This is a genomic window from Nocardia sp. NPDC051833 (genome assembly GCF_040681225.1).
Classification (GTDB): domain Bacteria; phylum Actinomycetota; class Actinomycetes; order Mycobacteriales; family Mycobacteriaceae; genus Nocardia.
In genome coordinates this window covers 285,349-307,659 of the sequence record NZ_JBFAYK010000004.1, presented here as the reverse complement: position 1 = coordinate 307,659, position 22,311 = coordinate 285,349, and the positions used below count along the sequence as shown (strand labels likewise).

The window sequence follows — 22,311 nt, the reverse complement described above, 5'->3', positions numbered from 1 at the left end:
CGGCACCGCGGCCGCCCCACCGCCGAGCATCAGCACCGCGGCCGCCCCACCGCCGAGCATCAGCACCGCGACCGCCCCACCGCCGAGCGCCGCGGCTGCGACCGCGCAGCGGCCCTGCAACTGACCGGGGCTCCGTGGTGGTGCCAAGGGCGAAGGCCACCAGGGAGGTCCGCCACCGCACGGCTTGCCGCCCGCGAACCCTCCCCGACAGGCCGCGATTCCCGTAAGCTCGGTCCGTACGTGCAGGTCAACCGGCCGACGATGGAGTCGACGATGACGTCCACAGCACCGAAGAAGCTCCCCCCGCTGCCCGTGCTCCGCGCGATCGAACGGGTGCGCGACGCGCTCGGCGCCCTGCAGCGGAAGCTGGTTCCCGGCCACATCGCCCTGCTGGATCTCCAGATCGCCGGATTCCTGTCCCAGGCCATCAGCGCCGCCGCCGAACTCGGCATCGCCGACGAGCTGGCCGAGGGCCCACGGACGGCGGCGAAGCTGGCGAGCGCGCTCGAGGTGGACGAGGACGGGCTGCGCAGGCTGATGCGCCTGCTGGTGAGCTACGGCGTGTTCGCCCAGCGGCGCGACGGCTCCTACGAGCTCACCCGGATCGGCGACGCGCTGCGCAGCGACGCCGAGGTGACGCTGCGCGATCTGTCGCGGTTCTTCGGCTCGCCGTTCCATCGCAACCACTGGACCCATCTGACCGACGCGGTGCGCACCGGCGAAGCCGTCGGCCAGGCCCTGGACGGGGCGAGCTTCTTCGAGTACGCGGCGGTGAACCGCGAGGTCGGCGAGTTGTTCGACAACGCGATGACCAGCGTGAGCACCCTGGCGATCGAGCCGCTGCTCGCCGCCTACGATTTCGGCCGCTTCGGCACGCTCATCGATGTGGGCGGTGGGCGCGGCAGCCTGCTCACCGAGATCCTCGGCCGGTATCCGGCGGCCCAGGGCATCGTGTTCGACCTGCCGAACGTGGTCGACGATCTGACCGCCGACCTGGAGGCGGCGGGTCTGGGGCAGCGGTGCTCGGTCGAGAGCGGCTCGTTCTTCGAGGAGGTCCCCCAGGGCGGTGACGTCTACCTGCTCAAACACATCGTGCACGACTGGTCCGACGCGCACGCCGAGCAGATCCTGCGCACCGTGCGCGCCGCGATGCGCCCCACCTCGACGTTGCTGCTGCTCGAACTGGTGCTGCCCGATCATCAGCGTCCGCATCCGGGGAAATTCATCGATCTGGAGATGCTGGTGAACACCGAGGGCGGACACGAACGCACCGAAGCCGAGTTCCGCGCGCTGCTGGCGCGCAGCGGCTTCACGCTGGTGCGGACGGTCGAGACGGCCGCGCCGGACTGCGTGCTCGAGGCCGTTCCGCGCTGACTGGCGGGTCGACACGCCGCCGCCGATTGTGTGTGCGACCCGCCACCAGTGTTTCAATGCGGCTATGACCAGGACCTCATTTGCTCGATCCCTGATGGCCGTCGCCGCGGGCTGTGCGGCCGGATTCACCCTCTTGACCGTTCCCGCCCAGGCGTCGAACGAGAACCCCCTCGACTGCGCGGGCGTGCCGGGCGCGCAGGCCGCGGCCGACCGCGAGAGCGCGCAGCGCGGCATCGCGATCACCCCGCTGTGCTTCAGCGGTGGCCTCTACAGCGGCATCCACGCCGGTATTCCGCTGGCCGTGCTGAACCCGCTGACCATGCCGGGCACCGCGAGCGTGTGCGTCGACGAGCGCGGAACCGTCGAGGCGGCAGCCAAATTCGAATGGACCGACCGGGTCCACGTGATGCCGATGTGCATCCAGAACCGGGCGTTCGGCGTGTACGAGCTGTAGTTCCGCGCCGCCGATCCGCGGTCCGCACGGAGTCGATCCGTGCGGACTTTTTTTGACTCTTGCCCTATACGTATACATCTACTTATAGTGAGTCGGACGGGGCGCACAGTCGCCGCACAACCGCATACCGACCAGTGACGACGAGCCGGAACAGGGGCTCGCCGCTCGAATACCCATGCCCATATGCGCATTCCGATATCGAAAAGGACTCTCACCATGTTCGCCAGACTGGGGCGCGTCGTCGTCCACCATCCGTGGAAAGTGATCGGGCTGTGGGTGATCGCGATCGTCGCCGTGCTGTCCACGGCGCCCGCGCTCACCGCGACAACCGACCAATCCGCCTTCCTTCCTTCGCATTACGAGTCCATCCAGGCGATGAAGCTGCAGGAGCAGGCCTTCCCGCAGAATGCCGCGCCCGCCGCGCTGATCGTCGCGGTCCGTGCCGACGGCGGCCCGCTGACCGAGACCGACTCGGCCACCGTCACCGCCGTGGCAGGCGCGCTCACGGCGCAGAACATCAAGGGCGTCACCGGCATCCAGGTGACCCCGCCCTCGGAGAATCGCCTGGTCCAGGTCATCGCGGTGCAGATGGCCAAGCTCACCGACGCCTCGGACAAGACCCAGGGCGAGGCGGTGCAGAGTCTGCGCGAGCAGCTGAAGGATCAGGTGCGCGACACCGGGCTGAAAGCCGGCATCACCGGCACGGCGGCGCAGACGCTGGACCAGACCGAGCAGGGTGAGAAGGGCATGGCGATCATCGGCATCGCCACGATCGTGCTGATCCTGGTGTTGCTGCTGATCATCTTCCGCAGCCCGGTCATCGCGCTGCTGCCGGTGATCACCATCGGCGCCATCTCGAGCACCGTCGGTGGTCTGATCGCCATGGCGGCCAAGGCCTTCGACCTCGAGATCGACACCTCGGTGAACTCGATCCTGCTGGTGGTGCTGTTCGGGGTCGGCACCGACTACATCCTGTTCCTGATGTTCCGGTACCGGGAGCGGCTGCGGGCGGGCGACGATCCCAAGACCGCCATGGTCAATGCCGTCGCCCGGGTCGGCGAGGCCATCACGTCGGCCGCGGCCGCGGTGATCATCGCGTTCATGGCGCTGACCCTGTCGAGCCTCGGGATGTTCCGTGCGCTGGGCCCGGCGCTGGCGATCGCGGTCGCGGTGGCGCTGCTGGCCGGGCTCACGCTGGTGCCCGCCATCGTCTCGCTGCTGGGTACCAAGGTGTTCTGGCCGTCGAAGGCCTGGCAGGTCGAGCCCAAGGGCGCCCGGTTCGGCGCGATCGGCGCGGCCATGGGCAGGCGGCCGGGCGTGTTCGCCGTCGCCTCCGGCGGTGTGCTGGTGGCGTTGGGCGTGTTCGCCTTCGGGTTCAATCCGACCTTCGACCTGAACTCGGGCTCGACCACCGATGCCTCGGAGTCGGTGGCGTTCACCACCGAACTGCTCAAGGGCATGCCCGCGGGTGCCACCCAGCCCTCGGACGTCCTGCTCCAGTCGGCCACGCCGCTGGCCGAGGATCAGCTCGCGACCTACCGCACGGCGCTGACCGGCGTCGACGGTGTCGGGCAGGTCGGGGCGCCGCAGCTGTCGGCGGACGGGACGATCGCGAACTTCCAGGTGACGCTGGCGAACGCGCCGGAATCCGACGCCGCCCTCGACACGGTGGCCGGGCCGCTGCGCGAGGTCGCCCACCAGGCGGCACCGGCGGGCGCCACGGCGGCGGTCGGCGGCATGACGGCGGTGTTCGTCGACTTCGAAGACGCGATGAACCACGACTACCGGATCGTGTTCCCGGTGGCCGCGATCCTGATCATGCTGGTGCTGGCGTTGCTGCTGCGCAGCCTCGTCGCGCCGTGGTACCTGATGGCATCGGTGTTCCTCGGCTTCGCCGCGACGCTGGGCGCGACGGTGCTGGTGTTCCAGCAGATCCAGGGCGAGCACGGGCTGATCTTCACGCTGCCGGTGATCATGTACCTGTTCGTCGTAGCCCTCGGCACCGACTACAACATCCTGATGGTCGCCCGGTTGCGGGAGGAATCCCGGGAGGGGCACACGCCCCGCGAGGCGGCGGCGCTGGCGGTGCGCCACACCGGGCCGACGGTGGCCGCGGCCGGACTCATCCTGGCGGGCACCTTCGCCTCGATGATGCTGGCGGGCAACAGCTCGCTGTCGCAGATGGGCTTCGCCATCTCGGTGGGCATCGCGATCGCGGCCTTCGTGATGGCGCTGTTCTTCACCCCGGCGGTCACCGCGCTGCTGGGCAAGCGGGCCTGGTGGCCGGGCCACGGTGGCGACAGCGACGAGGAGCGCTCACCCCGCTGGGCCGAGTACTCCTACGCCGAGAGCTACTACACGCCACCGGTGCGACAGCGCCGCTGACACGGAAGGTACCGCAGGTCCGCTCCCCCTCGGGAGCGGACCTGCTCGTCTATCGTTGCCCGTGTGGCCAAGTCTGCGACACCGGCGGTGGAGCTACCGGTGGGTGAGCACACGGTGCGGGTCAGCAATCCGGACCGGGTGTACTTCCCCGAGCTCGGCGCGACCAAGCTCGACCTGGTGCGGTACTACCTGAGCGTGGGCGACGGCATCGTCAACGCACTGCGCGATCGGCCCTGCATGCTGCACCGGTTCCCCAAAGGGCTGCCCGGCGGGAAGGTCCATCAGAAGCGGTTGCCCGGTGGGGCGCCGGACTGGATCTCGACGGTGCGGGTGTACTTCCCGCGCTACGGCAGGCACGCCGACGAACTCTGCGTGCACGAACTCGCCGACGTGATCTGGGCGGTGCAGATGTCGACCGTGGAGTTCCATCCCTGGAATTCGCGGGCGAGCGATACCGAGTCACCCGACGAGTGGCGCATCGACCTCGATCCCATGCCGGACTGCCCGTGGTCGCGGGTGCGGCGGGTGGCCGGGGTGGTGCACGAAGTGCTCGACGAGCTGGGCGCGGTCGGCTGGCCCAAGACCTCCGGTGGCTCGGGACTGCACGTCTACGTGCGGATCGCGCCCGAACACGGCTTCAAGGCGGTCCGGCGGGCCGCGCTGGCCTTCGCCCAGGAAGTGCAGCGGCGCGCGCCCGCCGACGTGACGACCGCGTGGTGGCGCAAGGATCGCGATCCGGCCCAGCTGTTCGTCGACTACAACCAGAACGCCCGCGATCACACCATCGCCGCCGCCTACTCGGTGCGCGGGGTGCCCGCGGCGACGGTGTCGACGCCGGTGCGCTGGACCGAGATCGACGACATCCACCCGCGCGACTTCACCATCGAGACCGTCCCGGCCCGCTACGCCGAACTCGGCGATCTCCAGGCCGACATGGACGACGCGGTCTTCGACATCACGCCGCTGCTCGACCTGGCCGACCGGCACGGCGTCGACGAACCCGTCGACCTCGACGAACCGTGAACCCGCCCCGCTGACCCCGCGCAGCCGGGGTGGGGCGGCACGGTCGCGCGCGAGAGGGAAGAATCGGATTCCGACACTGCTCGGCCGCACGGTGCGGCGTGGGCGGCCGAGCATCCAGGAGGTCTCCGTGCAGGAATCCGCGACCACGATCGCGCTCGGTCCGGACCCGCAGGCATCCCGTCTGCTGGAGAAGGCGGTCGTCGGGGCGGGTGCCCAGGTCGGCGAGCTCGCCGACGCGGAGGCGCTGATCTGGACCGGCACACCGGGTGCCTTCCCGGCGACGCTGCCGTCGTCGGTGCGCTGGGTGCAGCTGCCCGCGGCGGGGATCGAGGACTACTTCGACGCCGACGTCTTCGCCGCGCACCCCGACGTGCTGTTCACCTCCGCGGCGGGCGCGTTCTCGCACAGCGTCGCCGAGCACGCGCTGATGCTGCTGCTGGCCGGGGTCCGGTATCTGCCCGAGCACCTGCGGGCGACCTCGTGGCAGCAGCGCGAGTTCTTCCCGCACGTCGGCTCGTTGCGCGGCAAGACGGTGACCATCGTCGGCGCGGGCGGGATCGGGCGGGCCCTGATCCCGATGCTGGCGCCGCTGGGCGCGCACGTGATCGCGGTGAACCGGTCGGGCACGCCGGTGACCGGCGACGGCATTCCCGAGGGCGTGGAGACGCTGCCCGCCGATCAGCTGAGCCGGGTGTGGTCGCACACCGACCACGTGGTGATCGCGGCGCCGGCGACCACGCAGACCCGGCATCTGGTCGGCGCCGACGAACTGGCCCGGCTCAAGCCCTCGTCCTGGGTGATCAATGTGGCCCGCGGCAGCCTGGTCGACACCGACGCGCTGGTCGACGCGCTGACCCGGGGCGTGATCGGCGGCGCCGGTCTCGATGTCACCGAGCCCGAGCCGCTGCCGGACGGGCATCCGCTGTGGACGCTGCCGAACGCGATCATCACCCCGCACGACTCGAATCCGCCCCAGCTGCGCCTGGCCGCGTTCGCCGACCACGTGGCCGCGAATGTGACCCGGTTCGTGGCGGGCGCGCCGCTGCTGGCGATCGTGGAACCGCGCCGCGGCTACTGAGCGATCCGGCCGCGCCCCACCCACGCCGCGATCTGGCTGCGCTTGGCGAAGCCGAGTTTGGTCAGAATGTGCTGGACATGGTTCTGCGCGGTGCGTTCGGACAGCACCAGCGCGGCGGCGATCTCCCGATTGGTGAGGCCACGGGCCACCAGGTCGGCGACCTCGCGTTCGCGCGGAGTCAGGGTGGCCCAGTCGTTCCGGGTGGCGGTGAGCACGCGCAGCCGCTCGGCCCAGGGCGGCATGCCGAGCGACTCGGCCACCGGCAGGGCGGCCGCGGCCAGGGCGAGCGCGTCGGCGGTGGCGCCGCGGGCGAGGTGGAGTTCGGCGAGTTCGCATTCGGCTTCGACGGCGAACCCGGGCGCGCCGATCGCCCGCGCGATCCGCGCCGCCGATCGCAGCTCGACGCACGCCGCATCCGGATCATCCAGTGCCGCGGCGAATTTCCCGAGCCACAGCGTGGTCGGACCGAGGTAGTGGGCAGTGCCGCCACCGCCGGTGATGTGTCCGTCGCGGTAGCGCGACAGTCGCTCGCGGAAGTAGGCGACATCGTCGCGCAGACCGAGCGCGACGGCCACCGCGCCGCCGACGGCGAGCACGTTGAGCAGGAAATACGGTGGCACCGGCCACTTCTCGGGCCGGCCCAGGCCGCGATAGAGCGGCTCGGCCTCGGCGATCCTGCCGCTGTCGACCAGGGGGAAGGCGGTACCGAGGGCGGCGAACAACAGGGTGCGGACCTCGCCGCGGATCGGTGCGTGCGGCGGGGCCAAGGCGTGCGGGTCGTGGCCGGTGTGATGGCCGACGACAGCCCGCAGCGCGCGGAAGGCACCCTCCCCCGCGGGATGGCCCAGGGTGGTCGCGAGCGCGTGGGCCCGGCCCGCCCGGTCCAGCGCGTGCGCGAATTCGCCACGGGCCTGCGCCAGCGCCGCTTCGGCGACCAGCAGGTGCCAGCGCGCCATCGGGCCACCGGTGTGCTCGGCACACCAGGTCAGGCAGGACAGTTCGCCCGTGACCGCACCCAGATCGCCCCGCTCCCACAGGGCGTCGATGCGCCACAGCCTGCCCCACATCTCCACGGCCGGATCGCGGGCCCGTTCGCCCGCCGCGATCATCCGCGCGGCCAGGACGCCGTGTTCGGCCCGGTGGTCGGGTCCGCTGCAGGCGAGCTGACGGGCCCGCAGCGCCGCCGCGAGCACATCCGGATCGTCACCGCGATCGGCCGAGACCAGAGCGGCCCTGCTGGATTCGTCGACGCCGTCGAGCCTGCCGAGGTAGACGGCGGTCTCGGTGGCGCGGGCCAGCAGCCGGGCGCGCAGGGGTTCGGGCAGGTCGTCGGTGGTGAGCGCGTCGGCGCAGGCGTCGGCGATATCGCGATCCCAGCCACGCTCCCCGATCGGTTCGAGGACCAGCGCGGCCTCGGCCCGCAGCGCCGGTTCCCCGGCCTTGCGGGCCAGTGCCCGCGCGGCGGCGCAATCGGCGCCGGCGGCGGTCAGGTCACCGGCCCGAACCGCCGCGACGGCGCGCTGGAGCAGCAGTCCGCCCCGGTCGACCGGCGCGAGCGCGGCGGCGTGGGTCAGGGCCAGACCGTACAGCCGCACCGCCTCCTCGAAGGCCAGCTCGCGCAGCGCCACCTCCGCCGCGCGCCGCGCCCAGCGGACGGCGGGCTCGTGCGCGCCGGTCACCGCGGCATTGGCCCAGTGCCAGGCCAGCGCGGCCGCATTCGCCTCGACCGCATCGGGATACAGCGCCTCGATGGCCAGCGCCGCGCGTTGATGCAGGAGCACCCGCTGCTGCAGGGACAGGGCGTCGAGCAGGGCCGCCCGCACGAGCGCGTGCGCGAACCGGACGGCGCCCGGTTCGTCGGCGGTCGTCAGCAGCCCGGCCTCGATCGCCTCGTCGACGGCCGCCAGACAGTCCACCGCCGGGCGGGCGACCAGCCGGGCGGCGACCGCGATCGAGAACCGCTCGCCCAGGATCGACGCCGCCCGCAGCAGCTCCTGGGCCCGGCTCGACCGCGGCGCCATCCTGGCTCGCACCACCTCACGCAGGCTGGTCGGCAGGCGCAGGGCGCCGTCGGTGGAACCGCGCATCGAGCGACCGAGTTCGCGCAGGTAGAAGGGGTTGCCGCCGGTCATGTCGAAGGCGTCGCCCGCCAGTTCGTCGGGCAGCTCGCGGCCCGCCTCCAGGCACAGGCAGCGCGCCGAGTCGGCCGGGGAGAGCCCGCGCAGCAGCAGGGACGCGGTGACCGGTTCGCGCAGGAGCTCCGGTTTGATCGCGGCCCAGCCGCCGTCGGTCGCACCGGCGCGTTCGATGGCGCACACCATGATCCGCCGCTCGCGCAGCGCGCGGACGACGTAGAGCAGCGCCTGCAACGAGGGCTCGTCGGCCCAGTGGATGTCGTCGACCACCAGCAGCACGCCGGTGTCGGCGCCGTCGAGACCGGCCGCGAACCCCTCGAACAGCGCGATCCGGTCGGCGCCTGGCGCGGGCGTGCCGGTGCCGAGCGCCTGGCGCCACAACCAGAAGGGCGGGGTATCGGGGAGTTCGAGCGCGCGGGCCCACAGGGTGCGCACCCCGCGATCACGGGCGCGCCCGGCCAGTTCGGCGACCAGCCGGGTCTTGCCGACACCCGCCTCACCCGAGCAGATCACCAGGTGGGGGGCGCCGTGCACCGCGTCGTCGAGCCGGGCCAGCAGATCGGCCAGTTCCCCCTCGCGTCCGATGAGCTCGGTGATCACGCCGCACCTCCGAGTACCAGAGCATACTCGCAGGTGAGGGCCCTACAGAAGGGTCAGGAGGCGGTCCGCTCGACGAACCCGCCGACCGTTACGACGTACTCCTTCGCTTCGTCGTCGTAGCCGATCGAATACGTGGTCGGATACCGCGTGCTGTGCTGATAGGCCTGCGGTTGCGGAATATCGCCCGTGAACGACGGCTTGGTGAGCAACCAGTCCCTGGTGAACATGGGCTCGGTGAAGATGTACTGGCCGTCCCAGGCGCCGTTGATCAGGGTCTGGGTGAACTCGCCCGGCGCGACCGGATTGCTCATGTCGACCCAGTGCACGCCCATCGCGGGCACGGCCTGCACCTCGATCGGCTCGGGCAGCGTCGAGCTGTTGGCGGGCATGTACTTCGAATCCGGGTTGTGCGCCGCCTTGGTCAGGAACTCCGGGTCCTGCGGGCTGATCGCCGCCACCGTCGCGTCGTCGACGAAATAGAAGTGGGCGTCGAAGTGCGGCTTGTCGAACATGCCGATCGGCGGGTGACCGTGCGGCACCCAGTCGAAGGTGAGGTGGTCGACCACCGTGCCCGCCGCTTCCTTCGGCAGCGCCAGCGGGGGGCTGGCGGGCGGCGGGCCCTCCGGCATCGTGGCCGGCATCGGCAGACCCTCCAGCGCCGCCTCCTGGATGCGCAGGCCGACCTCGGTCGGGGTGCCGCCATCGTCGGTGGTCACGAAGGTGCGGATCTGGCCGTTGCCCAGGGCGCGTTCGTCGCCGTAGTAGGTCTTGTCGGCATCGTCGCCGCAGGCCGCGGCGGTGGCCAGGACGAGCAGGGCCGCCAGTGCGGTGGTGATGCTTCGCGTGCGCATGGCGCTCACCCGTGCGTGGGTCATGGCTCCTCCGATCGACGGATCTGTCCCGAAGGTAGGAGCCACGACGGCGGTCGTCGTCCGCCGAAATACTCATCTCACTACTCAGAGCGCCCGAAGTTTCCATCCGGACGGAAGAACGATGCGCCGGATTCGGACACGACGGTTAGGCTGTCCTCGTCCTGGTTCGGTAAGGATGGGATCGGCAATGGGATGGACCTTCAGCGCTGACGAATTCGCGCACGTGTGGCGGGAATCCGGTCAGGACAGAATGCCCTTCCCGATCCGGGTGCTCGAATCACCACGCACCGAGGACGAGGCCGCCCGATTACGCGCCGACCTCGATCATCGACTACCCGGCGGCGGCGACCCCGACCTCGCCGCCTGCCTGCGGATCGTCGCCGCACCCCACGCCAGGATCGCGCTCGTCGGCGGCGCGCACACCCCCGGCAGCGAGATCCGGTTGCTCGCCTGCTCGGTCTTCGATCACGCGGTCCTCATCGTCCAGGAGCCCGGCACCCGGCCCGACTACGGTGGCCGCGTGCGGGTTTCGATCGGGCACACCGCCGGGATCGGGGCCAGGGTCGCCGCCTGTCTGCCCGACACCCCGCCCGGCCGGGAACCGGCGCGCGAGGCCGCCGCCGACGCCGTCCGCGACGAGGAGACCGTGGTCGCGGCCCATCCCGCGGTCCCCCGGATCCAGCGCCTGCTGCGCCGCCCGCACACCGCCGAGGGCCACATCCGCATCGAGACCGGGCTGGACCGCGCCACGCCGGTGCCGCCGGTGCATTACAGCTGGATCGATGTGGCCGGCGACGGCCGCTATCTGCTGCGCGCGGGGGAAACGGTGCACGTCGTGCCCGCCGCGGCCGGTCAGCTGGCCGCCCAGCTGCAGCGCAGGCTCGCTCCTGTGCACAGTTCCAACACCAGAAGGTCCGGCTAGCCTGGACGCCGACGCACGATCTGGAGGGGAGACGCGATGACGATCGAGAGCAGCAGAGCCGAGATCTCCCGGTTCCGCAGCGCCGCCGCGGCGGGGACCGTGAAGTTCGATCCCGATGCCGCGCGCCGCTGTGCAGACCTCTACGAACAGCAGGCCGACCGGCTCGGACAGCTCCGTCAGCGCCTCGAATCCGCCGGTGAGGCAGGTGGATTCGGCGGTTTCGTCTCCGCGCAGCAGCTGCAGGCCGGGTTCGCGCACAAGGCCCGCGACGCCGCCGATCTGCTCGACCACTACATCGAGGCCGCCTACCGGATGAAGGAGGCGTTCCTGCTCAGCGCCGGTCTGCTCGACGAGGCCGACGCCGCCGCGGCCGCCGCCCTGCGCGCGGTCGACCCGAGGCGGCGCTGATGGGCGGCACCGACCCCACCTACATCAGTGCGATGGAGCATTTCGAGTCCATGCCGCACGAGCAGATCTATGCCCGCACCCAGCAGATCGACGCCGCCGAGGTGCTCGACGCCTCGCTCGCCTGGCTGGAGAGCGCCGCCGCGCTGACCACGACCATGCCGCTGACCAGGTCCAATGCCGACCGCGTCATCGACGAGACCGGGTGGGAGGGCGCCGCGGCCGACGCCGCCTTCGCCAGCACCCGCAGCTTCGCCGACTCGATCGGCGAGCTGGCGACGGTCTTCGGCGAGGTCGGCGCCCGCCTCGGCGGCGTCGCCGCGGCCGCGGAAGCGGTGAAGCTCGCGGTGGTGGCGCCCGGTGGGTCCGGGCCGATCGGCACCATCGCGCGGTTGCTCGAGGCCGCCCACGTCATCGACGCGCAGATGGCGGCGGAGGCGTTGCGCCAGGAAGCCGTGCTGGCGATGAACATGATCTACAAGCCCGCGTACTCGCTGGCCGGGACGGGTGTGCCCGCCTTGCCCGCGCCGCCGGGGTCTCCGGGGTCTCCGGGGTCTCCGGAACAGGGACGCAACGGGTCGTCGCCGGGGTACACGCAACCCTCTGCACCGCAGGGTGATTCGACGCAGGGCGGTTCGGCGCCCGATACCGGCGGCACGACCGCGCCGGGCGCCGGGAACGGCGAAAGTTCGGCACCGAGCCAGAATCCGGCCCCGAACACCGAAACCCCGAAGCCGGACACCACTCCCGCACCGTCGAGCGAGACACCCGCTCCCCCGACCACCACCCCGGCTCCGGCGACCCCTGCCCCGACGACGGAACAATCCGCTCCGACCAGCGAACGACCGGCACCGTCCCCAACCGATCAACCGGCACCTCCCGCTCCGACGTCGGAACCGCCTGTGCCACAACCGGAACCCACCACCCAGGCACCTCAGTCCCACGCGCCCACGTCCGAACAGCCCGCACCCCAACCGGAACTCGCACCGCCTACCCCCGAACCGGCGCCCCAGGTCCCCGCGCCGACCTCCGAACAACCGGCACCGGAGCCTCCGGCGCCGACGACGGAACAGCCCGCGCCCCCGCCTCCCGCGCCCACCTCGGAACAGCCCGCACCGCAACCGGAGCCCGCGCGCCCCACCCCCGAACCGGCACCGCAATCCCCTGCGCCGTCTTCGGAACAGCCTGCGCCGCAGACAGAATCGTCAGCACCCCCCGCGCCGCAGAGCCCCGCACCGGAAGCACCCGCACCGCAACCGGTTCCGCGAGCACCGGAACCACACGCGGGCATCGTGGTGCCGCCGGTCCCCGGTGGACCGGTCGACCCCGGCGGACAGCCGGGCGTCACCGGCCCGATCCCGGAAGCGACCGAACCACGGCCGCAACCCGTAACACCCCCGCCCGCACCACCCCTGGACCTGGATCAGCCAGGGGTCATTCCACCCCGGCGGTGATGATCAGACCTTGACCAGGTCGTCGGCGTGGATGACCGGGCGCTGCATGGTGTCGGGGAGTTCGGTGGTGGAGCGGCCGAGCATGGTGGTCAGTTCGGTGCTGTCGTATTCGACGACGCCGCGGGCGACCACGCGGTTGTCGGGGCTGACCAGGTCGACGACGTCGCCGCCGAAGAAGCGGCCGCGCACGCCGGTGATGCCCGCGGCGAGCAGGGAGCGGCGTTTGGCGACGGCCTCGACGGCGCCCGCGTCGATCAGGACCGCGCCGCGGGTGTCGGCGGCGTGGCGGACCCAGAACTTGCGGCCGGACAGGCGGACCGGGCGGGCGGCGAAGGCGGTGCCGACGGTGCCGTCGGCCAGCGCCGTCGCGGCATCGGCGGCCGAGGCCAGCAGCACGGGGATGCCCGCGTCGGCGGCCAGGCGGGCGGCGGACAGCTTCGAGGCCATGCCGCCGGTGCCGAGCGCGCCACCGCTGCCCGCGATGACGCCGTCGAGGTCGGCGCTGCTGCGCACCTCGGGGATGAAGTTCGCGGCGCCCTTGCGCGGGTCGCCGTCGTAGAGGCCGGAGACGTCCGAGAGCAGGATCAGGGCATCGGCGCCGACCAGGTGCGCCACCAGGGCGGCGAGGCGGTCGTTGTCGCCGAAGCGGATCTCCTCGGTGGCGACGGTGTCGTTCTCGTTGACCACGGCGATCGCGCCGAGTGACCGTAGTCGGTCGAGGGTGCGCTGGGCGTTGCGGTGGTGCTCGCGGCGGGCGAAATCGTCGGCGGAGAGCAGCACCTGGCCGACCGTGCGGTCGTAGCGGGCGAACGAGGTGCCCCAGGCGTGCGCGAGGGCCAGCTGGCCGACGCTCGCCGCGGCCTGCTTGGTGGCCAGGTCCTTGGGCCTGCGTGACAGGCCCAGCGGGGCGATGCCGGCGCCGATCGCGCCGGAGGACACCACGACCACGTCCGAGCCGGCCCGCATCCGCGCCTCCACGGCGTCGGCCAGCCGGTCGAGCCGGTCGGTGTCCAGACCGCCCTCGAGGCTGGTCAGCGCCGACGAACCGATCTTCACCACGACCGCGCGCGCCGACACGATGGCCTGGCGCGCCGCACTCAGCTCCGAACTCACCCGCATAGCCTTACTCCCTGCACCGCGATCACCATCGTCGACGGTCCCGGCTCATGCCCGGTGACCCACCGCAGTATGCCGATCGAACGGCCGCGCGCGACACCGGTTTTCGGCGCCGCGCGGCGGCCGGACCCCTTACTTCTCGTTCTCGTCGAGCAGCCCGCGACGCGCCCGCGACGCGTGCTTGCGCTCGGCCGCGCCGACCCGGCTGTTGTTCTCCAGTCGCACATCGGTGCCGCGCCCGGTCGGCACGATGTCGACACCAGCGGACACCTGCGGTTCCCACTCGAACGACACGTCGCCGATGGTCACCGAGCACCCCGGCTCGGCACCCTGCTTGACCAGCTCCGCCTCGACACCGAGGCGGGCCAGCCGGTCGGCGAGGTAGCCGACGGCTTCGTCGTTGTCGAACTGGGTCTGGCGCACCCAGCGCTCCGGCCGGGTGCCGCGCACGATGAAGCCACCCGGCTCCTGCGGATCGGCGATGACGCTGAACCCGGACTCGTCGGTCGCGATCGGGCGGATGATCTGGCGCTTGGGCGCGGCCTTGGGGTGATCCTCGCGATACTGGCGGACCATGTCGGCCAGCGCGAAGGTAAGCGGACGCAGCCCGGCGCGGCTCACCGCGGAGATCTCGAACACCGGCCAGCCGCGTTCGGTGAACTCGGCGGTCACCATCTCGGCCAGTTCGGCGGCGTCGGGGACATCGGTCTTGTTCAGGATGACCACGCGCGGGCGGTCGGCCAGATCACCGAGGCTCGCGTCACCGGCCAGCGCCGGCTTGTACGCGGCCAGTTCGGCTTCCAGCGCGTCGACGTCGGACACCGGGTCACGGCCCGGTTCGAGGGTCGCGCAGTCGACCACGTGCGCGAGCACCGCGCAGCGCTCCAGGTGGCGCAGGAAGTCCAGGCCGAGGCCACGGCCGTCGCTGGCGCCGGGAATCAGACCCGGCACGTCGGCGACGGTGAAGGTGGTGTCACCGCTGGCGACCACACCCAGGTTCGGGACCAGGGTGGTGAACGGGTAGTCGGCGATCTTGGGCTTGGCGGCCGAGAGCACCGACACCAGCGAGGACTTGCCCGCCGACGGGAACCCGACCAGGCCGACGTCGGCGACCGACTTCAGCTCCAGCACCAGATCGAGTTCTTCGCCCTCTTCACCGAGCAGCGCGAAACCGGGCGCCTTGCGCGCCTTGGACGCCAGCGAGGCGTTGCCGAGGCCGCCACGGCCGCCCTTGGCGACCACGAACTTGTTGCCCGCGCCGACCAGGTCGACGACGACCGCACCGGCGGAATCGACCACGACGGTGCCGTCGGGCACCTTCAGCACCAGATCGGTGCCCATCTTGCCGTCGCGATTGCCGCCCTCGCCGGGCTTGCCGTTGCCTGCCTTGGCGTGCGGGTGGAAATGGAAGTCGAGCAGGGTGTGGACGTTGGCGTCGACCTCGAGGATCACGTCCCCGCCGTTGCCGCCGTTGCCGCCGTCGGGACCACCGAGCGGCTTGAACTTCTCACGATGCACCGAGGCGCAACCGTGTCCACCTCTACCGGCACGAACATGCAGCACGACGCGGTCGATGAATTTGGACATGGGTTGATCCTCCTCCTTCTGACTGGTCGATTGCGGTAAGGGTGGGCGAACACGACGGAGCGGGTCAGGGAATGAACCCTGACCCGCTCCGGTGTCCGTGGGGAGCTGACGCTCCAGGCGGTCAGGCCTGGGCCGGCTCCGGGACGACGATGTTGACGGTCTTGCGGCCACGCTTGGTGCCGAACTCGACCGCGCCCGCCGCGAGGGCGAACAGGGTGTCGTCGCCGCCACGACCGACGTTCACGCCGGGGTGGAAGTGGGTTCCGCGCTGACGGACGAGGATCTCGCCCGCGCTGACCTTCTGGCCACCGAAGCGCTTCACGCCGAGGCGCTGGGCGTTCGAATCACGACCGTTCCGGGAGCTGGATGCACCCTTCTTATGTGCCATTGCTTCGTCTCCTCGGGATGTCTTACTTGATGCCGGTGACCTTGATGACCGTCAGCGGCTGACGGTGACCCTGGCGCTTGTGGTAGCCGGTCTTGTTCTTGAACTTGTGGATCCGGATCTTCGGGCCCTTGGTCTGGTCGACGACCTCGGCGGCCACGGAGATCTTGGCCAGCTTGTCGGCGTCGGTGGTCAGATCGGCGCCGTCGACGACGAGAACCGGGGTCAGGGCCACGGCGGTGCCGGGCTCGCCCTCGATCTTCTCGACCTTCACCAGGTCACCGACCGCGACCTTGTACTGCTTTCCGCCGGTCTTGACGATTGCGTACGCTGCCATCGGTCGGCTTCCTCCACTCACGTTGGTCGTGCTCGTTTCACGTCACAGCTGCGCGACGCGTGTTCTTGACTGGGGCTCATTCCCGCGAACGGGGAGAGCAACGGTCACTTGCCTGCGGTATCACCCTGCCGTTCGGCTAGGTGCCCAATCGCGGGGCAGCGACCGACCTAGGTTACCAGACCGGTATCCACTCCCCCAATTCGGCCGGTCAGGGCCGGATCGGGGGCCTGCGCGCGAGGAGGGCTCCCCGCGCGCAGGTGGCCTCCTAGTTCGATTCGGCCGCGGGCGCGCCCGCCGGCCTGCCCACCGCGCGACGGCGCGGCTTGCGGGCGGGGACGACGACCGGCTCGGCGGCGAAGTCCACCACCGCCGTGGCGGGCGGCTGCTCGCTCGTCGACAGGACGAACACCGCGCCCGCGCTGTCAGGGGCGGGTGCGGCCGTCGAGCGGGCCACCCGACGCCTGCGCGGTGCGCGGGCAGCGGGCTCCTCGACGACCGGCTCCGGTTCGGGCTCGGCCTGCTCGGGCTCCGGCTCGGCGACCGCCTCGGCCGCGACGGGCTCCGGCTCGGCGTCCGCCGGGACCGGCTCCGGCTCGACCGGCGTCGGCTCGGCGACGGGCTCGACCGGGGTCTCGGCCGGGGCCGTGTCCTCGGCCTGCTCGGCCGGGATGACCCCGGTCAGCGCGGGACTGTCGACCGCCGACTCGGCCTGGGCGGCCGCGCCCCGGCTCGACCGGCGCGACCGGGACCGCGAGCGCGAGCGGGTCGGCTCGGCGGGCGCCTCCTCGGTGGCCACGGCCTCGGCCACGACCTCCTCGGCGGGCTCGCCGTCCTCACCGTGGTGGGCGGCCATCGCGAGCGCGACCGGGTGGGCCCGCTTGACCGCGATGTCCTCCTCACCGTGCTCGGCGGGTGCGGTGCCGTTGGTCGCCGGAGCGGCCGTGGCGGCGGGCTTGTCCTGGCTCTTGTCCTTGCCGCGACGACGCCGCGACGAGCCTTCCTTGGCCCGGCTGCCCGAGTCCTCGGCACCGGACCCGGCGTCGACCGGGTAGGAGTGCACGAGGATGCCGCGCCCGTGGCAGTGCTCACAGGTGGTGGAGAACGCCTCGACCAGACCGGTGCCCAGCTTCTTGCGGGTCATCTGGACCAGGCCGAGCGAGGTCACCTCCGACACCTGGTGGCGGGTGCGGTCGCGGCCCAGCGCCTCGGTGAGCCGGCGCAGCACCAGGTCACGGTTGGATTCGAGCACCATGTCGATGAAGTCGACGACGATCATGCCGCCGATGTCGCGCAGCCGCATCTGGCGCACGATCTCCTCGGCCGCCTCCAGGTTGTTCCTGGTGACGGTCTCCTCCAGGTTGCTCGACCCGGAACCGGTGAACTTGCCGGTGTTGACGTCGACGACGGTCATCGCCTCGGTGCGGTCGATCACCAGGGTGCCGCCGGAGGGCAGCCACACCTTGCGGTCGAGCGCCTTGGCCAGCTGCTCGTCGATGCGGAAGGTCTCGAACACGTCGACACCGTTGTTCTCGTGCTGGTTCACCCGCGGCAGCAGGTCCGGCGCGACGGTGCGGACGTAGTTCTCGACGGTGCTCCAGGCCCGGTCACCTTCGATGACCAGCCTGGCGAAATCCTCGTTGAACAGGTCGCGGATGACCTTGACCAGCAGGTCCGGCTCCTCGTAGAGGGCCTTGGGCGCGTTGGACTCCTTGGCCGCGGCCTCCTCGATGGTGCGCCAGGTGGCCTGCAGCCGCTCGACGTCGCGGGCCAGTTCGGGCTCGCTGACGCCCTCGGACGCGGTGCGGATGATCACGCCGGCGTCGGCGGGCACGATCTCGCGCAGGATCTCCTTGAGCCGCTTGCGCTCGGTGTCGGGCAGCTTGCGGCTGATCCCGGTGGAGGTGCCGCCCGGCACGTACACCAGGAAGCGACCCGCGAGCGAGATCTGGGTGGTCAGGCGGGCGCCCTTGTGACCGACCGGGTCCTTGGACACCTGCACCAGCACCTGATCGCCGGGCTTGAGCGCCTGCTCGATCTTGCGCTCCTTGCCGCCGAGACCGGCGGCGTCCCAGTTCACCTCACCGGCGTAGAGCACGCCGTTGCGGCCACGGCCGATGTCGATGAACGCGGCCTCCATGCTGGGCAGCACGTTCTGCACCTTGCCGAGGTAGACATTGCCCACCATCGACGCCTGGCCGGAACTGGTCACGAAGTGCTCGACCAGGATGTTGTCCTCGAGCACCGCCACCTGGGTGGTGATCTGGTGCCCCGGCGCGTGCTCGGCGGCGTCGAACGACTTCTCCCGCACGACCATCACCCGGTCGACCGCCTCGCGGCGGGCCAGGAACTCCGACTCGGTCAGGATCGGCGGACGACGACGACCGGCCTCCCGGCCGTCCCGGCGACGCTGCCGCTTGGCCTCGAGCCGGGTGGAACCGGAGATGCCCTGCACCTCGTCGGACCCGGCCCGGCCGCGGCTCTTGTTGCGCGGCTCGCGCTCGTGCACGACGGTGTTCGGCGGATCGTCGTCGGCGGCGTCGGCATCGCCACCCTCCCCGCCGACCTTGCGGCGACGGCGACGGCGACGGCGACGGCTCGCGCCCTCGGGCTGGTTGTCGTCCTCGTCGTCGGACTCGGCGTCGGTGTCCTCGGCCTGCTCGGCCTCGTCGGTGGCGGCCTCCGACGACACGGCGGACTCGTCGTCGGTGTCGTGCTCGGCGCCCTCGGTCTCGGTGTCGTCGCCGTCGGCGGACTGCTCGCCCCGGCCACGGCCGCGGCCACGACGGCCACGGCGACGGCGGCGCGGCTGGCCGTCGGCGTCGTCGTTGTCACCGGCGGCGTCGGACTCGTCCTCGGCGTCGGTGGTCTCGGTCTCGGGCTCGACGTCGGCGACCGGCTCCTCGGTCCGCTTGGCCGTGCGCTCGGCCCGGCGGCGCTTGCGCGTCTCCTCGGCGGCGGTGGCATCCGGCGGCAGGAACAGCGGCGCGGTGAACGCGGGCGCGTCGAAGGCCGCGGCCTCGGCGGGCGCCGGGGTCTCGGTGGACCGATGGGTGAACAGATCGGTGTGCGCGTCGCTCGCGGCGAACACGCCCTCGGTGCTCGCGACGTCGGGCGCCGAGAACATCGGCGCGGGCGCCGTGGTGGAGTCGGCCGGCTGCTCGGCGACGGGGGTGGCGGGCGACGGTGCCGCCGCGGGGGTGGATGCTGGGGATTCGCCGGTCTCGGCGTCGGCGGCGGCGATCGCGTCGCGCACGGTCTCGGCGACCGCGCGATCCACATTCGATTGGACGCTGCGCGCCTCGGTCCCCAGTTCGGCCAGTTTGGCCAGGATGCGTTTGCTGGTCACTCCCAACCGCTTGGCCAGTGCATGAACTCGAATTCGCTCCGGCAATTGATCGGCATCCTGTTGTGTTGTGTCCAGCGGCTCTGTATCGGCCACGAAGTCTCCTCGGGCCCCCGGGCGCGTCCCTCCCCGGTACGGGAGTGACGCGGCCGACGCGGGGGCATCGTCCGTGCACCTCGTACCGATGGTACGAGGGTCATCTGGTCTCGCCCCGCGTGTCCGGTCTCACCTCGATCGATCTTCTGGCGGGCCAACCGGTCACGCGGCGCCTGGCTGTACGGCGTGACGCCGCGCTCCGAGCGCTCATCCAGCGTGCCTGCGCGGGCAACCCCAGCAACAGGGTCGTCCGTGGCAGCGATGATCGGCATCCAACCGCGGTGTCATCCGGTCATGTTCGTCACCGTCGTCGCGTACCTGCGCGACAGGCTGTCACCAACCGCCCTGTTCGAGCATCGGTGACGAACACATCCGTAGTCAGTATCCCATACGGTTCGCGCGGGGATCGCCATCGGCGCAACTCACGCGAACCTCGGCCGCTCGAGCCCGTCGCGTCCACACCGGACGCGACGAGCGAGTACAGCGCGTTCAGGCAGGGAACTCGGGGAACCAGAGCGCGATCTCGCGCTTGGCGGACTCGGGCGAGTCGGAACCGTGAACGAGGTTGAACTGGGTCTCCAGACCGAAGTCACCGCGGATGGTGCCGGGGGTGGCCTTCTCGACCGGATCGGTGCCGCCGGCCAGCTGACGGAAAGCGGCGATCGCGCGCGGGCCCGACAGCACGGCCGCGACGACGGGGCCCGAGGTGATGAACTCGATCAGCGAACCGAAGAACGGGCGCTCGGCGTGCTCGGCGTAGTGCTCCTCGGCCAGCTCGGTCGATACGTTCTTCAGCTCCAGCGCCTCGAGGGTCAGGCCCTTGCGCTCGATGCGGGCGAGCACCTCGCCGACGAGGCCACGGGAGACGCCGTCCGGCTTGATGAGTACCAAAGTCTGCTCAGTCACGGCGTCACTCTAACCGGCGTCGCCGCCCGGAGCCGAACTCGTGTCAGTTCGACGACCCATTCGCTGACTGGGCAGTAGCCCCGCGTCCATCCGGCGCTGCACGTCCGAGCGCAGCACGAGGATGAACGCCCACACCGCGACGAACACCAAGCCGATGATGCCGATCGACAGGTGGATGAACACGCCTGCCAGCAACAGCACCTGCAGGCCGATGTTGAACGGGATCGCCCACGGCTTGCGCTGCACACCCGCGCCCAGGATCATCAGCACCGCGAGCACCACCAGGTAGGTGCCGGACAACCAGGTGACCCCGCCGCCGACATCGGCGACCACCGGCAGCGCCAGCAGCACCACGATGGCCTCGAGGACCAGGGTGCCCGCCATGACCCCGCGCAGACCCTTCCACGGGTCGGTGGCCGGGGGTGGAACCTCACTCATGCCGGAGCCTTTCCGAAGAGGGCGCGCGCGGCGCCCGCGGTCACCACCGAGCCGGTGACCACGACGCCGGCGCCCGAGATCACGTCACCGTCGTCGCCCGCCTGCTCGGCCAGGGCGATCGCCGATTCCAGCGCGTCGGGCAGGGTCTCGGCGGTGATCACCCGCTCGTCGCCGAAGCGCTGCACGGCCAGGTCGGCGAGCGCGTCGACGTCCATCGCCCGCGGTGACCCGTTGCTGGTGACCACGATCTCGTCGAAGACCGGTTCCAGCGCGTCGAGGATGCCCGCCGCGTCCTTGTCCGCGAGCACGGCGACGACGCCGACCAGCTTGCGGAAGTCGAACTCGGTGGTCAGGGTGTTCGCCAGCGCCGTCGCGCCCGCGGGATTGTGCGCCGCGTCGACGAAGATGGTGGGCGCGTTGCGCATCCGCTCCATCCGGCCCGGGCTGGCCGCGCTCGCGAAACCCGCGCGCACGGCCTCGATGTCGAGCTGACGATCGGCACCGGCGCCGAAGAACGCCTCCACCGCGGCCAGCGCGAGCGAGGCGTTGCGGGCCTGGTGCTCGCCGTGCAGCGGCAGGAAGATCTCGTCGTAGACGCCGCCGAGCCCCTGCAGGGTCAGCAGCTGACCGCCGACCGCGACGGCCCGCTCCAGCACCCGGAACTCCGCGCCCTCGCGGGCGACCGCGGCGTCGGCCTCGACGGCGCGGCGCAGCAATACGTCCATCACCTCGGGCTCCTGCTCGGCGATCACCGCGACGGTGTCGACCGGGATCAGCGCCTCGGGGGCGCGTTTGATGATCCCGGCCTTCTCCTTGGCGATCGAGGGGAGATCGGGGCCGAGGTACTCGGTGTGGTCGAGGCCGATCGGGGTGATCACCGCGACCTGCCCGTCGATGACATTGGTCGCGTCCCAGGTGCCGCCCATGCCGGTCTCGACCACGGCCACGTCGACCGGCGCCTCGGCGAAGGCGGCGTAGGCCATGCCGGTGAGCACCTCGAACTTGCTCATGGCCGGGCCACCGGCCGCCTCGGACTGCTGGTCGATCATCCCGATGTAGGGCTCGAGCTCGCGGAAGGTCTCCACGTAGCGGGCCGGGCTGATCGGCGCGTTGTCGATGCTGATCCGCTCGGTCGCCAGCTGCAGGTGCGGGCTGGTGATCCGGCCGGTGCGCCGGTGCAGCGCGGTGAGCAGGGCGTCGATCATCCTGGTCACCGACGTCTTGCCGTTGGTGCCCGCGACGTGGATCGCCGGATAGTTGCGCTGCGGGTTGCCCAGCAGGTCCATCAGCGTGCTGATCCTGGTCAGCGACGGCTCGATCTTGGTCTCGGGCCAGCGCTTGTCGAGTTCGGCCTCGACCAGCGCCATCTCGGCCAGATCGACCGGCGACGGTCCGGCGCCG

The 22,311-nt window shown here is 71.3% G+C and carries 18 protein-coding genes; 8 read left to right on the top strand and 10 right to left on the bottom strand.

Annotated elements, in window-relative coordinates:
- Positions 1-273: 273 nt before the first annotated feature.
- The 5 genes from AB0L91_RS29825 to AB0L91_RS29805 all read left to right on the top strand — a co-directional run bounded on the left by AB0L91_RS29825 (position 274) and on the right by AB0L91_RS29805 (position 6,314).
- Positions 274-1,374, top strand: a complete 1,101-nt coding sequence (locus AB0L91_RS29825) for a methyltransferase (protein WP_365015722.1) — start codon at positions 274-276, stop codon at positions 1,372-1,374.
- Between the two features lie 64 nt (positions 1,375-1,438).
- A complete protein-coding gene (locus AB0L91_RS29820; RefSeq protein ID WP_357348059.1) occupies positions 1,439-1,828 on the top strand; it encodes a hypothetical protein in 390 nt (129 codons plus the stop codon).
- 216 nt (positions 1,829-2,044) lie between these two features.
- Positions 2,045-4,213, top strand: coding sequence for an MMPL family transporter (locus tag AB0L91_RS29815; RefSeq protein ID WP_365015720.1), 2,169 nt, complete (start codon positions 2,045-2,047; stop codon positions 4,211-4,213).
- Positions 4,214-4,276: 63 nt separating this feature from the next.
- Positions 4,277-5,236, top strand: coding sequence for a non-homologous end-joining DNA ligase (gene ligD / locus AB0L91_RS29810; protein ID WP_365015719.1), 960 nt, complete (start codon positions 4,277-4,279; stop codon positions 5,234-5,236).
- A 127-nt stretch (positions 5,237-5,363) separates the two neighbouring features.
- Entirely contained in the window at positions 5,364-6,314 is a 951-nt protein-coding gene (locus tag AB0L91_RS29805; RefSeq protein WP_365015717.1) for a D-isomer specific 2-hydroxyacid dehydrogenase family protein, read from the top strand.
- Here AB0L91_RS29805 and AB0L91_RS29800 read toward each other — a convergent pair.
- Positions 6,308-9,049 (bottom strand): AAA family ATPase, encoded by a 2,742-nt coding sequence (locus AB0L91_RS29800; protein WP_365015716.1) that lies wholly within the window; start codon positions 9,047-9,049, stop codon positions 6,308-6,310. The two genes, AB0L91_RS29805 and AB0L91_RS29800, sit on opposite strands and share 7 nt — an antisense overlap.
- Before the next feature lie 53 nt (positions 9,050-9,102).
- On the bottom strand, positions 9,103-9,924 hold the full coding sequence (locus AB0L91_RS29795) for a DUF5602 domain-containing protein (protein ID WP_365015715.1): 822 nt from the start codon (positions 9,922-9,924) through the stop codon (positions 9,103-9,105).
- Positions 9,925-10,108: 184 nt separating this feature from the next.
- On the opposite strand from AB0L91_RS29795, the gene AB0L91_RS29790 reads away from it, so the two are divergent.
- The 3 genes from AB0L91_RS29790 to AB0L91_RS29780 are packed head-to-tail and all read left to right on the top strand — an operon-like array spanning position 10,109 to position 12,702.
- On the top strand, positions 10,109-10,843 hold the full coding sequence (locus AB0L91_RS29790; RefSeq protein WP_365015713.1) for an ESX secretion-associated protein EspG: 735 nt from the start codon (positions 10,109-10,111) through the stop codon (positions 10,841-10,843).
- Between the two features lie 36 nt (positions 10,844-10,879).
- Positions 10,880-11,251 (top strand): hypothetical protein, encoded by a 372-nt coding sequence (locus AB0L91_RS29785; RefSeq protein ID WP_357348073.1) that lies wholly within the window; start codon positions 10,880-10,882, stop codon positions 11,249-11,251.
- On the top strand, positions 11,251-12,702 hold the full coding sequence (locus AB0L91_RS29780) for a hypothetical protein (protein WP_365015712.1): 1,452 nt from the start codon (positions 11,251-11,253) through the stop codon (positions 12,700-12,702). The genes AB0L91_RS29785 and AB0L91_RS29780 overlap by 1 nt, the downstream gene beginning before the upstream one ends.
- A gap of 3 nt (positions 12,703-12,705) precedes the next feature.
- On the opposite strand, the gene proB is transcribed toward AB0L91_RS29780, so the two are convergent.
- The 8 genes from proB to AB0L91_RS29740 all read right to left on the bottom strand — a co-directional run bounded on the left by proB (position 12,706) and on the right by AB0L91_RS29740 (position 22,277).
- Positions 12,706-13,803, bottom strand: coding sequence for a glutamate 5-kinase (gene proB / locus AB0L91_RS29775; protein ID WP_355277201.1), 1,098 nt, complete (start codon positions 13,801-13,803; stop codon positions 12,706-12,708).
- A 147-nt stretch (positions 13,804-13,950) separates the two neighbouring features.
- Positions 13,951-15,405, bottom strand: coding sequence for a GTPase ObgE (gene obgE, locus AB0L91_RS29770; RefSeq protein WP_355277126.1), 1,455 nt, complete (start codon positions 15,403-15,405; stop codon positions 13,951-13,953).
- Between the two features lie 121 nt (positions 15,406-15,526).
- Complete coding sequence (rpmA, locus tag AB0L91_RS29765) at positions 15,527-15,793, bottom strand: 50S ribosomal protein L27 (protein ID WP_022567181.1); 267 nt, start codon at positions 15,791-15,793, stop codon at positions 15,527-15,529.
- Positions 15,794-15,815: 22 nt separating this feature from the next.
- The gene (gene rplU, locus AB0L91_RS29760) at positions 15,816-16,127 is read right to left on the bottom strand and encodes a 50S ribosomal protein L21 (RefSeq protein WP_110039506.1); all 312 of its coding nucleotides are present in this window, start codon (positions 16,125-16,127) and stop codon (positions 15,816-15,818) included.
- 265 nt (positions 16,128-16,392) lie between these two features.
- Positions 16,393-19,566 (bottom strand): translation initiation factor IF-2 N-terminal domain-containing protein, encoded by a 3,174-nt coding sequence (locus AB0L91_RS29755; protein ID WP_365015710.1) that lies wholly within the window; start codon positions 19,564-19,566, stop codon positions 16,393-16,395.
- Between the two features lie 489 nt (positions 19,567-20,055).
- Positions 20,056-20,472 (bottom strand): nucleoside-diphosphate kinase, encoded by a 417-nt coding sequence (gene ndk / locus AB0L91_RS29750; protein WP_218721467.1) that lies wholly within the window; start codon positions 20,470-20,472, stop codon positions 20,056-20,058.
- A gap of 9 nt (positions 20,473-20,481) precedes the next feature.
- Positions 20,482-20,910: a DUF4233 domain-containing protein gene (locus AB0L91_RS29745; protein WP_365015708.1), complete on the bottom strand. Its 429-nt coding sequence runs from the start codon at positions 20,908-20,910 to the stop codon at positions 20,482-20,484.
- Positions 20,907-22,277, bottom strand: coding sequence for a folylpolyglutamate synthase/dihydrofolate synthase family protein (locus AB0L91_RS29740; protein ID WP_357348482.1), 1,371 nt, complete (start codon positions 22,275-22,277; stop codon positions 20,907-20,909). Before AB0L91_RS29740 ends, AB0L91_RS29745 begins: the two co-directional genes overlap by 4 nt.
- Positions 22,278-22,311 lie beyond the last annotated feature (34 nt).